We start from the raw sequence: 14,168 nt of genomic DNA, 5'->3' as shown, positions 1-14,168 counted from the left end.
CGGCTCGCTCCCAGCCGACAATCTAGCTCCGGCACGTCGTCAACCGGTCATCCGGCCCGGGGAGGCTCGACGGCCAGGGCGTGCCTGAAGACGTTGCGCGGGTCCCACCTGGCCTTCACCCGCTGCAGGCGCGGGTAGTTGTCCTTGTAGTAGAGCGTCTGCGCGGGCACGCCCGAGGTGTTCCACTTCGGGTCGGCCAGGTCGGCGTCGGCGTAGTTGATGTAGGAGCCGTCGTCGACCGCGCCGGGCACGGGCACGCCGCCGGTGCCGGCGTACACGTCGCGGTAGAGGCGGCGCACCCAGGCGAGGTTGGCCGCGTCGTCCTTCTCGTCGCTCCAGATGGTCTGGTAGACCGCCTTCATGACCACGTCGCGCTGGGCGATGGCCGTGGCCCCTGGCGCGACCGTGCCGACCTCGCCGCCGTAACCGATGAGCAGAATGCCGGACTCCGGCCCGCCGGTGGTGTTCGTCAGGTTGCGGTGCACGGCTGCGAGCTGGGCCTCGGTGAACCCCCGTCGCAGATATCCGGCCTTGATCTTGTACCGGCGGGTGAGCAGGTCGCCGGCCTCGCCGGTGCCCGGCCAGGTCATCGGGTGCAACCACGGCAGCGTACGCCGGAGGTCGAGCACCGGCGTCAGCCCGGCGCCCGCGGTCACCGCGGACACGAACTCGCTCACCAGGTCGTCGGCCTCGGGAAGGTCCGCGTCGATCTGGACGTTCAGCATGGCGGTGCCGCCGGCGCGGTGCGAGACATGGAGGATGCCGTACAACCCGGCGTGCGGCGAGCCGGGCGCGCTGTTGCGCTCATGCCAGTCCCCGAAGTTGCGCAGCAGCCCGGTGAGCGCCCGTTCCGTCATGCGCTCCCAGGACCAGATGACCGTCTGCTGCAACATCCGCTGCGGCGACGGCGGCAGCAGTTTCGCCGGATCGGCGCCGGCAGCGCCGGGCGAGCGCAGCCAGTAACGGGTGACCACGCCGAAGTTGCCGCCGCCACCGCCGGTGTGCGCCCACCACAGATCACGGTTCGGGTCGCCGGGCTCGCGGGTGGCGACCACGGCGCGGGCGGTGCCGTCGCGGTCGACCACCACGACCTCCACGCCGTACAGGTGATCCACCACCGAGCCGTACCGCCGGGACAGGGCGCCGTAGCCGCCGCCCGAGAAGTGCCCGCCGGCGCCCACTCCCGGGCAGCTGCCCGCGGGGATCGTCACGCCCCAGCCCTTGAACAGCGTCCGGTACACGTGGCCGAGCGTCGCTCCCGGCTGCACGGCGAACGCCCGCCGGCGGGCGTCGTAGGCGACCTCGTCCATCGGTGACAGGTCCAGCAGCATGCGCACCGCCGGGTCGCCGGTGAGGTTCTCGAAGCAGTGCCCGCCGCTGCGCACCGCGACCCGCCTGCCGGACCGCGCCGCGTCCGACACGGCACGCACCACCTGGTCGGTCGAGCCGCACACGCGGATCTCGTCCGGCCGGCCCGCGAACCGGAAGTTGTTGCCCCGCAACAAGGTGTCGTAACGGGGGTCACCAGGACGTATCGTCACCGGCCCGAACGCCGCCGCGCCCGTTTCCGCCGACGCGACCTCGGCACCCCACGTGCCGGCCACCCCCGCGACCGCCCCCGTGACCGCGCCGGCACCCGCGCCGGCGAGCAGTCCACGACGGCTCATCGCCCTGCGGCCGGGCGCATTCGTGTTCCCACCGCTCGTCTGCGACATGTGTCTCGTTCCTTCCGACCTGCTGGAGTTGAGGTCGTCAGCCTCCCAATCCGGCAGCGAGGCGCACATCCACCCATGCCATGAACCGGCGGCTGAACCCGCCGCCCCACCGGACGGCTGACCCGCTCCACCGGACGGCTGACCGGTCCGTGTTGAGCGGGCTCCCGCGAGTGGCGATGATCGAGTGCCGGATTCGACGAGAGGACCGTCATGGGGCATGTGCTGGTGACCGGGGCGACAGGAGGGATCGGCGGACCGCTGGTCGGCGCGCTGACGGAGGCGGGGCATCGGGTGACCGCCGTGGGACGCGGCGTCGGACGGCTCGACGTCCCCGGGGTGGAGGCGGACCTGGCCGATCCCACAACGCTGGCCGCCGCCGTCGGCGCGCTGGAGGGCGGTCTGGATGACGTGCGGGCGCTGGTGCACTGCGCCGGGATCTCTCCCGTGGAGGCCGTCGCGGACGCGGACCCCGAGACCTGGCGGCGAACGCTGGCGGTGAACGTGGCCTCGGCGGCCGAGCTGGTACGCCTGACGTTGCCCGCCCTACGGCGGTCGAGAGGTCATGTGATCTTCGTCAACGCCTCGCCTGGGATGACCGGGGTCCCCCGCTGGTCGGGGTTCGTCGGCAGCAAGGCGGCGCTGCGGGAGCTGGCCGATTCCCTGCGTGAGGAGGAGGCCGCCCATGGGGTGCGCGTCACCACGGTCTATCCCGCGGCGACGGCGACCGACCTGCTGGGGGAGGTCAGGCGGGCCTTCGGGCGCGCGTACGATCCGGCGTCGTGCATCCGGCCGCAGACGCTGGCGGCGATGATCGTCTGGGTGCTGGGCGCGCCGGCGGACGCCTATCCCGGCGAGCTGTCCGTACTGCCGTCGCCGCGCTGAGCAGGGCCGGTCCCTTGAGCGGGCCGCAAGGCAGCGAAACACCCGACCGGGACGGTGCTCGGCCGGATGCTTCTGAGGTCGATGGTCAGCTCACCGGCGGCGCCGACGCCGCCGGCGCGCACTCGCGCCGGAGCTGTCCGGATATAGATCCGGATTGGGCACTGGCTGGCGTGCAATGCCGAAGTAGCGCAGAAGAGACATGGTGCCCTCCGTCGTGCTCGTGCCGTTCGCGGGACGGTGATGTGCCCGCTGCCAGCGACAACACCCAGCGCTTCCCGAGTCTGCCCATTCGGACAGCTTCTGACCTGGTTTTTACCCCTGAGCTGGGCACGAACACCGCCACTCCTCCACCCTTGATCGGCTGAGGCTCCGCGCATACTCTGCCCGTGCGGATCACCCAGCCCGGCCCCCCACGGACGGAGTCGCATGTGATGCTGATCAGGACGAAGGCTGCGTTCGTGACCTCGCTGGCCGCGATCGCCGTCGCGGTCACGCCGCCCGCGGCGCACTCCCAGGCGACGACGGCCCGCGCGGCCTCCTGTCCGCTCGTCTTCGGGCACGGCGGCTATCCTTCAGGGCCCAACCCGTGGGAACGCGACCAGATCCGCCAGCCCAACAACGTCCGCGGCGTGAACGACCAGAAGGCCAGGGGCGCCGACGGGGTGGAAGGCGACCTCCAGCTCACGCGGCACGGCACCAAGGCCGTCATGTGGCACAACACCTCCACCAACGGGCTGACGGGCACGAGGAAGAACATCACCGACCTCTGGTGGGCGGCCGGAAGCGACAACCTGCGCGACCGCCGCATCGCACGCGGCCCGTACGCGGGAGAGCAGGTCTACACGCTGCGGCAGTGGCTCGACCACGTGCGTTCAACCGGGCTGATCGCCCTGCTGGAGGTCAAGCCCGAGGCCAGAGCCGTCCTGTCCGACCCCGCCTACGCCACGACCGCCTGGAAGGAGATCTCCGACCCGATCAAAGAACGCCAGTCCTCCCAACGCATCCTGGTCTACTCGCTGGACTCCTGGATCCAGGCCGAGCTCGCCACGCGCCACCCCGGCCTCCTCAAGGGCTCCGAGGCCCGCTGGACCGACAGCGTGAGCTGGACGGAGCCGCCACCCTCCTGGAACGGCAACGTGAGCCGCTGGCAGGAGGTGCTGGCGCAGGCGCCGAAGAGTGTGATGACGAACTTCACCAGGGAATATCGCGCCTGGCTCACCGGCGCCTGCGGGTAGGCCGGCCGCCGCGCGTCCGGTGGCCGCGCCCCGGATCTCTCAGTCGTAGAGACGCCAGGGCATTCCGTTCGTGGCATGCACCAGCTCGAGCGTCCCCTGCGCGGAGCATTTCGGTGGACCTTCCTCGAACAGCTCCACCCCGCTCACGATTTTGTCGAAATGGTCGTGCTGGGTGGAGCCCCACAGGTAGAGCCTCTTCTTCCGCGTGTCCAGATAGAGCAACGCCGCCCTGTCCCGATCGGCTCGGATATCCTGGACATGCACCAGGGCCGGGTTTTCGGCCGTGAGCTCGTCAGCGAAGTCGGGGTCCGATTTCATGCCATGGACAAGCGCCAGAGAGAGCGCGCCGCCGTCCGCGAAGTGCTTTTTCGCCAGGTCGAGTGCACCCTGGGTGGCCTCGATCAGATAGTTCTTCTTTCTCGCCTGCCGCTCGTCCTCACCGTCCGCTGCCCCCCGCCCGATCCCGTGTCCGAGCTGGGAGACGTGAGAGACCAGGGCTCCGCCGCCCTCCTTCGAGGTGATGATCACACCGGTGCATCCCGCGAATCCTGTGGTGTAGATATCGATGGCGCCCGTCCGTGAGACGCCGACTCCGCCCTGACTGACGGTGAAAACCTTCACGTCGTCACGCTGAAAATCATTGTTTTCAATCGGATATCGGATCTCCATGATCCGCATGGTAGGGCGGCGCCCCGAACACGGTCAACCCCTGCAATCGCGCCTGAACAATGATGCACGCTTACTTGACATGTGCCATGACGAGCTCGCCATCCGCGCGGCGGCGATAGAATTCACCGCGCCGCACCGGCCCGAAATGGCGTGGAAATGTTGAAATGAACGACCGATTTCGGAGTGTGGTCAGACCTGGGCCTGCCAATCCTGGCGGCATTCCGCACATCGGCATTTCACGCATGCACGTGTCGGAGGCCCTGGGCGCCCACGTGCGGCTCGAGTATCGCTGGAGCGGGCCGGCGGGCCCGGTCCAGCGACGCTCGACGGGCCGTCGTCCGGCCGGCGCGAGCGTCGGGCCATGGGTACTTTCAACGAAGGTTCTGTGACCGGACGCGTGGCGGTGCTGGGCGCGAGCGGCTGCGTGGGGCGGCAGGTGTGCGCCGCCTTCGCCCGCCAGGGGCGGCCGCCGGTGGCGGTGGCCCGCCGCCGCGCCGCCCATCTGGACGCGTACCGGTTCCTGCCGCTGGACGTCGCCGCGCGCTCCGGCGGGGAGCTGGCCAAGGTGCTGGCCGACGAGGGCGTGGAGGCGGTCGTCAACGCCACAGGCGGCTGGGTCGCGGGCGACGAGGAGATGCACCGCACCTACGTCCGGCTCGTCGACCAGCTCATCGAGGCCATGACGATGCTGCCGGGCCCGGCCCGTCTGGTGCACGTGGGCAGCGTGCACGAGTACGGCCCGACGCCGCACGGGCTGACCATCACGGAGCAGCTGCGCCCCGCGCCGCAGAGCGTCTACGCGCGCACGAAGCTGGCGGGCTCCCGCCGCATCCTCGACGCGGTCCGCGCCGGGGAGCTCGACGCCGTCGTGCTGCGGGTGGCCAACGTCTACGGCCCGCACCCGGCCGCGGCCAGCTTCCTCGGCGGCCTCCTCGGCAAGCTGCGCGACGGCGCGGAGCTCGACCTGACGATCGTGGACGCATGGCGCGACTTCGTCGATGTCAGGGACGTCGCCGACCTCGTGGTGGAAGTGACGGCCGACCGCGCCGCCGACCCGCTCGTCAACGTCGGCAGCGGCCAGGCGATCAACATCCGCACCATCGTCGAGGACCTCCTGGCCGCGGCGGGGCGGTCACCGGAGTCGGTACGCGAGCGGGCGGGCGCCGTCCAGGCCAGGGGCGGCGACTGGACCCAGGTGGACATCACGCATGCGACACGCCTGCTCGGCTGGCGGCCACGCCGCCCCCACCTGGAGTCCGTACGGGCCATGTGGGAGGCCGCGGGCGCGCCCGCCGGCGTGCTGTCGTCGCACTCGACCGCCTGATCACCGGGGCCCGCGGGCTCTCCACGGGTGCTCGATCGGTTCTCCACCGCATCTCCACCGCATCTCCACCGGCCCTGCGCACGGTCGCTCCCATGCGCATACTCTTCACCACCATCGCAGCCGCGGCCCACTACCACCCGACCGTCCCCCTCGCCTGGGCGCTCCGCGCCGCGGGACACGAGGTACGGGTGGCCTGCGAGCCCGGTTTCACCGCCACCGTGACCCGGTCGGGGCTGCCGGCGATCGCCGTGGGACAGGACGTCGACCTGCGTACCTTCTGGCAGGGCCACGACCTCGGCCCGCGGGAGGACATGACCGCCGAGGAGCACCAGCGGCTGCGCCTGACCCGCGCCATCGGGATGTTCTCCGGCATCGCGGCCGCGGCCGCCGACGACCTCATCGCCTTCGCCGGGAGCTGGCGTCCGGACCTGGTCGTCTTCGAGGCACGCGCCTACGCGGGACTCATCGCCGCCCGCCGCCTGGGTGTGCCCGCCGTACGGCACCTGTGGGGTCTGGACACCACCTACGGGCGCCGCGACTTCGAGGCGCCGGTCCTGGAAGAGCTGTGGTCGCGGTACGGCCTGGAGGGCGTGGACCCGCTCGGCGACCTCACGGTGGCCCCGTGCCCGCCCAGCCTGGCGGAGCCCGCCGAGCTGCCCAGGAAGCACATCCGGTACGTGCCCTACAACGGGCCGGGCGTCATGCCGTCGTGGCTGCTCCGGCCCGTCGAGCGTCCCCGGGTGTGCGTCACGTGGGGGCACATGTTCGCCCAGCGCACCGGCACCCTGCACGGCCTGGAGCTGGCCGTCGCGGCCCTGCGGCAGCTGCCCGTCGAGGTGGTGGCCGCGATCACGCCCGGCCAGCGGGCCCTGCTGGGCGAGGTCCCGCCCGAGGTGCGGATCGTCGAGTCGATGCCGCTGAACCTGCTGCTGCCCACCTGTGACGCCGTGGTCAACGGAGGGGGCGCGGGCACGATGATGACGGCGCTGGCGTCGTCCGTAGCGATGATCATGGTTCCGTCGCACGCCGACGAATACCACTACGCCGAACGGCTGGGCGGCGCGGGCGCCGCGGTGAGCGTGGACTACCGCCAGGCCGACGCGGCCGCCATCGAGCGCGCCGCCGCCACCGTGCTCGGCGATTCCGCGTACGGCACGGCCGCCACCCGGCTGCGCGACGAGAACGCCCTGCTGCCCACGCCCGGCGACCTCGTCGCCGACCTGGAGAAGCTGGCCGTCGCCTGAAGGACCCGGCGGTGTTCCGCCACCCGCGGGTCCATGACCGTCCCGCCGGCGGCGGCCTGACGTGCGCCGGCCGACGCCGGCCGCACAGCGGTCATGACGGCGCCTGTACGCCGGGCGTGCGCCTCACCAGGCGCTCGGGACCGGCGCCCGGGCGGGCGGGCCGGCGCCGGGGCAGGAAGGCGGAGATGGTCATCCCGGCCACCCCGGCGGCCACCGAGATGATCAACGCGTAGTGCAGGCCGTCCCGGGAGGGCAGCGCGGCGGCGCCCAGCCGCACGGTGTGCGCGGCCAGCACGGTGCTGATCACCGCGCTGGCCGTGGCGGTGCCGATGGAGCGCATCAGCGAGTTGAAACCGTTGGCCGCGGCCGTCTCCGAGACGGGGACCGAGCTCATGATCGAGGCGGGCATCGCGGCGTAGCCGAGGCCGGCCCCGGCCGAGACGATGGTGGCGGCCAGCACGACCTGCCAGACCTCCGTCATCGCCGCCAGCGCGCCGGCGTAGCCCGCGACGGCGAGCAGGGCGCCGAGCACGAGGGTCACCTTGGGACCGTAGGCGCCGGTGATGCGGGCCGAGACGGGCGAGAGCACGATCATCATGCCGCCGCCGACCGCCATGCACAGCCCGGCCTCGAACAGGGACAGCCCGAGCCCGTAGCCGGAGGCGGGCGGGGACTGCAACACCTGGGGGAAGACCAGCTGGGTGCCGAACATGGCGAATCCGAAGGCGACGGACGCCAGGTTGGTGAGCAGCACCTGCCGCCGGGTGGTCGTCCGCAGGTCGACCAGGGGGTTCGCGACCCGCAGCTCCACGAACGCCCAGACGGCGAAGATGACGGCCGCCGCGGCGAACAGCCCCAGGGTCAGCGGGCTGGTCCAGCCCCAGCCGCCGCCCTTGCTGATGGGCAGCAGGAAGCACACCAGGCCGGCCGTCAGGCCCGCCGCGCCGGGGAAGTCGAAGCGTCCGCCCGCGCGCAGCGACGAGTCGGGGACGACCGTGAGGGTCAGGACCAGGCCCGTCGCGCCCATCGCCGCGGCCACCAGGAAGAGCATGTGCCAGTCGGCGTACTGCGCGACGACCGCGCCCAGCGGGAGCCCGATCGCGCCGCCCGCGCCCAGCGTCGCGCTCATCAGGGCCATGGCCGAGCCCAGCCGCCCCGCCGGCAGCAGGTCGCGCATGATGCTGATGCCGAGCGGGATCACGCCGACCGCGCAGCCCTGGAGCGTACGGCCGAGCACCACGAGGGGCAGCGCGCTGGTGAAGACGCAGATCGCCGAGCCGATGACCATCAGGGCGAGGCTGATCACCATCATGCGGCGCTTGCCGTACATGTCGCCGAGCCGCCCGCTCACCGGTGTGAACACCGCCGAGGACAGCAACGTGGAGGTGATGGCCCAGGACGCGTCCTCCGCCGAGGCCGACAGCAGCCGCGGCAGGTCGGGGATGATGGGCACCATCAGGGTGAACATCATCGACACGACCATGCCGCTGAAGGCCAGGGCGGCGGTGACGAGCGCGCTCGATCTGCTGGGGGTGGGGGGAGGCGCCACCGGGCTCCGTTCGGTCGGGGACGAGACAGCACAAGGCTGTCAGAGACCCCGAAAGGGATACCCATCCCCCGCCTACGGCAGACCTCCGCCCGGCCACCCGCGCGCCCGGCCAGGAGGCCGCCCGGTCACGGCCGTCCGCCGTCGTTCTCGTCGCGTTGCGCGCGTGCGTACCAGACCCACACGGCCAGCGCGGCGAACAGCAGGGCGAGGAACGGCGATCCGGCCAGCAGCAGGATCACCCCGAATCCCGAGCTGACGACGAGCATGGCGGTATACGCCCGTCTCGACAGGTCGGTGGCCGCGGCGCGGCGCAGTCGTCGCGTGCCGGTGCCGAAGGACTTCGCGAAGTCGGGGTCGTCGACCCGCAACCGGCGCTGGATATCGCGCAACGTTTCACGTTCGTGGTCGTCGAGCACGGCACACCTCCGGGGGCCAGGTGCGATCCATCACCCTTCTGGACGATTTCTATCGTAACACGATATAAACTGGAGTCCACGGGTACGTCGGCGGAGGAGGACGGCAGGGCGATGGACGACCAGGCAGCGGAGCGCACGCCCCTGACCAAGGACGACTTCGAGGCGCTGGCCCGCTTCCGCTTCGGCATCCGCAGCTACCTGCGCTTCAGCGAGGAGGCGGTGCGCGCCGCCGGCCTCACGCCGCAGCAGTACCAGCTGCTCCTGGCCCTCAAGGGGTTCCCGGGACGCGACTGGGCCACCGTGCGGGAGCTCGCCGACCGGCTGCTGCTGCGCCACCACAGCGTGGTCGAGCTGGTCAGCCGCGCCCAGGGTCAGGGGCTCGTACGCCGGGACGCCCATCCCAGCGACGGCCGGGCGGTGCGGGTGACGCTGACCCGCGAGGGGGAACGGGTTTTGGGGCGCCTGAGCGCGCTGCACCGCGACGAGCTGCGGCGCATGGACACCGCCCTCCTGCCCCCGACCTGGCACGGAGCTTCTCCCGACGCCCGGGCAGACGGCCCCGGCACGCCGCCTTCGTAGGAGTTCCACGGCACCGGCCACCCACACGGTTGAGGAAGGGATCATGGACACTGCGACCACGCCGACCACGCTGACCTCGGAGCACGCTCTCCTCCTGGCCCACGTCACCGACCGCGCCCGTCGCGTCCTGCGGATCGCCTCGGAGAACCGGTGGCCCCGCGGGGAGCTGGCGGCCCTGGCCCGCTATCTGCGCGCCGAGCTCATCAGGCAGGTCACCGACGAGGAACGGCTGCTCTTCCCCGCCAGCGAGGCCACCCCCGAGCTGTCGCGCCTGGCCCGCGACCACGCCCGGCTGCGCGCCTGCGTGGACACCATCTCCGTCGCGGCCCGCGGCGACGGCACCCGCTCCCCCGCGCAGCTGGCCACCATCGTCCGTGACCTGCTCACCCAGCTCGAACGCCACTTCGCCGTGGAGCAGGCGACCCTGGCCGCGCCGGGCAGGCCGACGATCTCGACCGCCTCCCTCGGCGCCTGCCCGCACCGGTGGTTCGCGCTCACCGAAGGCCCCGTCGTCGAGCTGGACGCGCTGCCCGCGGACCGGCTGCTCGACGCCGTCGGAGACCGGCTGCGCAGGCTGGCTCCGGGCGAACGGCTCGACCTGTACGCGCGCACCGACCCCGCCGGGCTCTGCGCCGCCCTGGCGGCCGGCGACCCGGACGTCGGCTTCGCCTACCTGGCCTGCGGGCCGGTCCGGTGGCGGGTGCGCGTCACGCGCCGGCCCGGCAGATGATCCGGACGGCCGCGCAGCGCCCGCGTGCGCTCCGGCCGTGCACGCCCGCCGGCCATCCCGCCCCGCGTCCCCGGGCCGCCGCGGCCGGGAACGGTCTCACTTCTGCGGGCTGATCCCCCGCACGGCCAGCTCGAGCAGCCGGTCCGCCGCGGCGGGGGGATCCGGCCGGCGCTCCGTGGCCAGGACGATGCCGGTGATCAGCGCGAGCAGGTCGGCGACGGTCACGCCGGGATCGACCGCGGCGGCGCGTACCGCGCGTCGCAGCAGCGGCTCCCCCGCCTCGGTGAGTGTCACCGCGCAGGCGCTCACCTGCCCGGATCCGAGCAGCCCGTCCTCCACCAGCGCGGCGGCCATCCCCTGCGCGCCGGCGGCGTACGCGGTGACCGCGCCCAGCCACTCCAGCAGCGCGGCCCGCGCGTCCGTCGCTCCGGCCAGCTCGTGGGCGCGGGCGCTCAGGGCGTCGATGCGCTCGCGGAAGACCGCCTCCAGCAGCGCGCCCCGGCTGGGGAAGTGCCGCCGCACGGTGGCCGAGCCGACACCCGCCGTACGGGCGATCTGCTCCAGGGAGGCGTCGGCGCCGCGCGCGGCGACCTCCGCCTCCGCCACGGCGAGGATGCGCGCGTAGTTGCGCCGGGCGTCCGCACGCCGGCCGGGCATGGGCGTCACCTCCGGGAACGTCAAGTGGCGGGCCCTCCGCACCGTAGCGGAAACAAGCGGCGCGCGGGACGCGGGTACCGCGAGCCGTCAGGGACGGCCCGCGCTACCCCTGTCAGGCGCAGGCGATGGAGCCGGTGAACGGGCAGGGGTCGCCGGGGGCGGTGTAGGCGACCCGGTCCACCTGGAACGTGAGCGTCCTGCCCGGGTCCTCGAACGGCCCCATGTGCTCGGTCAGCGTGTCGCTCCCCCACACGTTGAGGAACAGGTTGGCGTCGAGCTGGGGCAGCCGCGCGGCGTCCGTCACGGAGTGGACCTTCGTGCCGTTGACGTAGTAGTCGATCTTGCTGTCCGACCACACCATGCCCACGTCCACGAACCCTTCGGGGATCGGCGCCAGCGTCTCGCCCAGCGGCGTCCTGTCGTCCCAGGCCATGAGCTTGACCTTGCCGGGGTCTCGGCCCATGACCTTGATGTCGATGGCCTCGCCGGTGACGTAGGTGAACATCGCCGACATCAGACCGGACCCGGCGACCCCTTTCAGCCTGGCCTCGTAGGTGCCGTGACCCAGCCGCCGGCGGGTCTGGACCTCGGCGCAGGCGTACTGCCGGTCGCCGGTCGCCTTCTTGGTGAACGACAGGTTGAGCATGCCTCCGGAGGCGGAGACCTGGTCGCGGGCCCAGGTGCAGTTCTGCTGGGCGCCGTTGTTCCAGCCGTCGGAGACGTACCAGCGCGAAGTGTCGAGGGTGTCGAAGTCGTCGACGAACGACGGGGTGACCGCGCAGGCGACCGAGCCGGTGAACTGGCACGGGTCACCGAGCCTGGTGTAGGCGATGTGGTCGTAGGACGCCTCGACGGGGTGGCCGGGGTAGGCGAAGGGGCCCATCCAGCCGGTCAGCGTGTCGCTGCCCCAGATCTGGGCGAACAGGATCTGCTCGTGGGTGGGCACCTGGCCACCGGTCAGCGTCTTGACCAGCGTGCCGTTGACGAAGAAGCGCAGCCGGCCGGGCTCCCACACGTACGCGAAGTCGACGTACGCGGAGGCCGAGTCGGCGGGCAGCGCGACGGGGAATCCGCCGGAGGAGGTGCCGTTGACCCACGAGTTCACCTCGACCTTGGTGGTGTCCTTGCCGAGCACCTCGAAGTCGATCTCGTCCCACGGCTGGTCGTGCACCGGGCCGATGTAGGAGAAGAAGGCGGAGTTCAGTCCGCTGCCCTTGCCCGCCTTCATCCGGGTCTCGAACGTGCCGTAGCCGAGCCGGGCCCGCGACTGCACCTCGGCGCAGGAGTAGTCGCGCTCCCCGTACGCCTTGTCGTCGAAGGCGATGGTGAGCGCTCCGCCCTCCACCCGTACGTTGTTCCTGTTGAACTGGCAGTTCTGGTGGTCGCCGTTGTTCCAGCCGTCGGAGACGTACCAGCGGCTGGTGTCGAGGGCGCCGTCGAAGCGGTCGATGAACGACTCCCCCGCGGCGGCGGTGGCGGGCTGGACGGGGATCAGGGCCAGCAGGCCGAGGACGAGGGCGGTCACGGTGGTGGTCACGGTGGCTGTCACGGTGGCTGTCACGGTGGCGCTCAAGCGGGACATGGGCTCCTACTCTCGATGGGTACGGATCTCTTCCGGCCAGGCGAGCGTGATGCCGAGCGTGTCGCTCAGCAGGTGCTGGTAGTCCGACAGCTGCGCGGCGTCGGAGCGGACCTTGCGCGGCGGCAGGTCGCGGTCCAGGCAGAAGGCCGCGAGCGCGCCCACGGCCTCGCCGATGGCCCACTCGACGGGATGCAGCCGGTAGCAGCCGTTGGTGATGTGGGTGGTGCCGATGTTCTTGTTGGCGGGCAGCAGATTGTCCACGCGCACGGGGACGAGCGCCCCGAGCGGGATCTGGAAGGGGTACGCCTCGATGTCGACGTAGGTGCGCCCCGCGGTGCTGGGGTGCAGGTCGATGCGGTAGCGGCCGAGGCCCACGCTGTCGTGGAAGACCTCGCTGCCCGCGCCGTCCGGCCTGGCCTGCACGCCGACGTGCTGCTCCAGGACGGTGAACTCGGCGACGATGCGGCGCGACTCGCGGATGTAGGGGGTCTTGGCCAGCCCGTCGCGGGTGCCGGTCACGTCGGGCCGCAGCCGCAGGCCGGGGTAGCCGCCCTCGGTCTGCATCCAGTACAGGAACGACAACGACAGCTCCCGGCTGCCGGCCAGGGCGACGGCGGGGTCGGCGCCGAGCAGCGGGCTCTCCCAGTAGTCGATCTGCGGCCAGTTCACCATGGTCAGGTCGGGCAGCCCGGTGAACTGCTCGCCGGCCAGGATGCGCCGGAACTGCCACAGGTCGAAGTGCCCGGTCCCGTCGCCGAACAGCCGCCACTCGCGCCGCTCCAGCGTGATGGGCACGACGTCCGTCCAGGACAGCTGCGGCCCCGGCCAGAACGGCGCGGCGGTGTCGCGCCAGTGCTCGTAGCCGGCGGGCCGGTCGATGACGTGCTCCTCCCCCGGCCGGTGCTCCAGCGCGAAGCACCACGAGATGGCCTGCTGGTCGAGGGGGTCGGCGGTGTCGGGGGCGTGCGGCTCGCCGGTCGTGTCGCGCCCTTCCGCCCCGACGACGTGCTCGACGTCCGCGAGGTGCAGCAGCTCGCCCAGCTCGGTGGCGTCGACCACGTACGGCGCCGCCACGGTCAGCTCCCCGCCCGTCTCCAGGTCGCGCAGCGTGACGGCGTCGATCCGGTCGCCGCTCGTCCACGCGGAGACCGGCTCGTGCCGGAGCAGGACGGTGATCAGACCCGACGCCCGCCAAGGGGCGAGCATCTCGTCGAGGACGGCGACGGCCACGCGCGGCTCGTGGTTCATCCTGCTGACGATGCCGAGCCCGGGGTCCGTCAGCGGGCCGGCGCCCGGGCGCACCGGGTAGTTGCGCCGGTAGTAGGCGCGCACCCGGCGCCGCAGGTCGGCGTAGCCCGGCGGGGCGAACTCCCGCTCGATCCAGGGGTGCTCGTCCGGCGGCACGGCCTGCGCGGTCAGCTGGCCGCCCAGCCAGCCGGTGTGCTCGGTGACGATCACTTTCCGGCCGAGTTCCGCGGCGGTGAGCGCGGCCGCGACGCCTCCCAGGCCGCCGCCGACGATGAGCACGTCAGTTCGGAGTTCCGTCATTCCCCGTGGGCTCCTTCGTGTTGTGTAGGGGGCCGCGT

At 72.1% G+C, this 14,168-nt stretch carries 13 protein-coding genes; 6 read left to right on the top strand and 7 right to left on the bottom strand.

Features of this window, described 5'->3' with window-relative positions:
- Nucleotides 1-47 precede the first annotated feature (47 nt).
- Complete coding sequence (locus ABGB14_RS04735) at nucleotides 48-1,715, bottom strand: FAD-binding protein (protein WP_347642279.1); 1,668 nt, start codon at nucleotides 1,713-1,715, stop codon at nucleotides 48-50.
- A 210-nt stretch (nucleotides 1,716-1,925) separates the two neighbouring features.
- Between ABGB14_RS04735 and ABGB14_RS04730 the strand changes: the two genes are divergently transcribed.
- Both ABGB14_RS04730 and ABGB14_RS04725 read left to right on the top strand, forming a co-directional pair.
- Entirely contained in the window at nucleotides 1,926-2,597 is a 672-nt protein-coding gene (locus tag ABGB14_RS04730) for an SDR family NAD(P)-dependent oxidoreductase (RefSeq protein ID WP_347642278.1), read from the top strand.
- A gap of 386 nt (nucleotides 2,598-2,983) precedes the next feature.
- The gene (locus ABGB14_RS04725) at nucleotides 2,984-3,832 is read left to right on the top strand and encodes a glycerophosphodiester phosphodiesterase family protein (protein ID WP_347642277.1); all 849 of its coding nucleotides are present in this window, start codon (nucleotides 2,984-2,986) and stop codon (nucleotides 3,830-3,832) included.
- Nucleotides 3,833-3,871: 39 nt separating this feature from the next.
- On the opposite strand, the gene ABGB14_RS04720 is transcribed toward ABGB14_RS04725, so the two are convergent.
- Nucleotides 3,872-4,501 (bottom strand): hypothetical protein, encoded by a 630-nt coding sequence (locus tag ABGB14_RS04720; protein WP_347642276.1) that lies wholly within the window; start codon nucleotides 4,499-4,501, stop codon nucleotides 3,872-3,874.
- A 385-nt stretch (nucleotides 4,502-4,886) separates the two neighbouring features.
- Between ABGB14_RS04720 and ABGB14_RS04715 the strand changes: the two genes are divergently transcribed.
- Both ABGB14_RS04715 and ABGB14_RS04710 read left to right on the top strand, forming a co-directional pair.
- Nucleotides 4,887-5,825 (top strand): NAD(P)-dependent oxidoreductase, encoded by a 939-nt coding sequence (locus tag ABGB14_RS04715; protein WP_347642275.1) that lies wholly within the window; start codon nucleotides 4,887-4,889, stop codon nucleotides 5,823-5,825.
- A 92-nt stretch (nucleotides 5,826-5,917) separates the two neighbouring features.
- Entirely contained in the window at nucleotides 5,918-7,069 is a 1,152-nt protein-coding gene (locus ABGB14_RS04710) for a nucleotide disphospho-sugar-binding domain-containing protein (protein WP_347642274.1), read from the top strand.
- Between the two features lie 91 nt (nucleotides 7,070-7,160).
- Here ABGB14_RS04710 and ABGB14_RS04705 read toward each other — a convergent pair whose 3' ends face one another.
- On the bottom strand, nucleotides 7,161-8,618 hold the full coding sequence (locus tag ABGB14_RS04705; RefSeq protein WP_347642273.1) for an MFS transporter: 1,458 nt from the start codon (nucleotides 8,616-8,618) through the stop codon (nucleotides 7,161-7,163).
- 125 nt (nucleotides 8,619-8,743) lie between these two features.
- A complete protein-coding gene (locus tag ABGB14_RS04700; RefSeq protein ID WP_347642272.1) occupies nucleotides 8,744-9,034 on the bottom strand; it encodes a DUF3040 domain-containing protein in 291 nt (96 codons plus the stop codon).
- Between the two features lie 111 nt (nucleotides 9,035-9,145).
- Between ABGB14_RS04700 and ABGB14_RS04695 the strand changes: the two genes are divergently transcribed.
- Both ABGB14_RS04695 and ABGB14_RS04690 read left to right on the top strand, forming a co-directional pair.
- Nucleotides 9,146-9,613: a MarR family winged helix-turn-helix transcriptional regulator gene (locus tag ABGB14_RS04695; RefSeq protein ID WP_347642271.1), complete on the top strand. Its 468-nt coding sequence runs from the start codon at nucleotides 9,146-9,148 to the stop codon at nucleotides 9,611-9,613.
- A gap of 43 nt (nucleotides 9,614-9,656) precedes the next feature.
- Nucleotides 9,657-10,343 carry a hemerythrin domain-containing protein gene (locus ABGB14_RS04690; RefSeq protein WP_347642270.1) on the top strand — a complete coding sequence of 229 codons (687 nt, stop codon included), beginning with the start codon at nucleotides 9,657-9,659 and terminating at the stop codon, nucleotides 10,341-10,343.
- A 96-nt stretch (nucleotides 10,344-10,439) separates the two neighbouring features.
- Here the strand turns inward: ABGB14_RS04690 and ABGB14_RS04685 are convergent, their stop codons facing one another.
- From ABGB14_RS04685 to ABGB14_RS04675, 3 genes are all read right to left on the bottom strand, one after another.
- Nucleotides 10,440-11,000, bottom strand: a complete 561-nt coding sequence (locus ABGB14_RS04685) for a TetR/AcrR family transcriptional regulator (protein WP_347642269.1) — start codon at nucleotides 10,998-11,000, stop codon at nucleotides 10,440-10,442.
- A 112-nt stretch (nucleotides 11,001-11,112) separates the two neighbouring features.
- Nucleotides 11,113-12,582 carry a family 16 glycosylhydrolase gene (locus ABGB14_RS04680; protein WP_347642268.1) on the bottom strand — a complete coding sequence of 490 codons (1,470 nt, stop codon included), beginning with the start codon at nucleotides 12,580-12,582 and terminating at the stop codon, nucleotides 11,113-11,115.
- 6 nt (nucleotides 12,583-12,588) lie between these two features.
- Nucleotides 12,589-14,130: an FAD-dependent oxidoreductase gene (locus ABGB14_RS04675; protein WP_347642267.1), complete on the bottom strand. Its 1,542-nt coding sequence runs from the start codon at nucleotides 14,128-14,130 to the stop codon at nucleotides 12,589-12,591.
- Nucleotides 14,131-14,168: the final 38 nt, after the last annotated feature.

The organism is Nonomuraea sp. B10E15 (assembly GCF_039871615.1).
Lineage (GTDB): Bacteria > Actinomycetota > Actinomycetes > Streptosporangiales > Streptosporangiaceae > Nonomuraea.
This window is presented reverse-complemented; position numbering and strand designations above follow the sequence as displayed.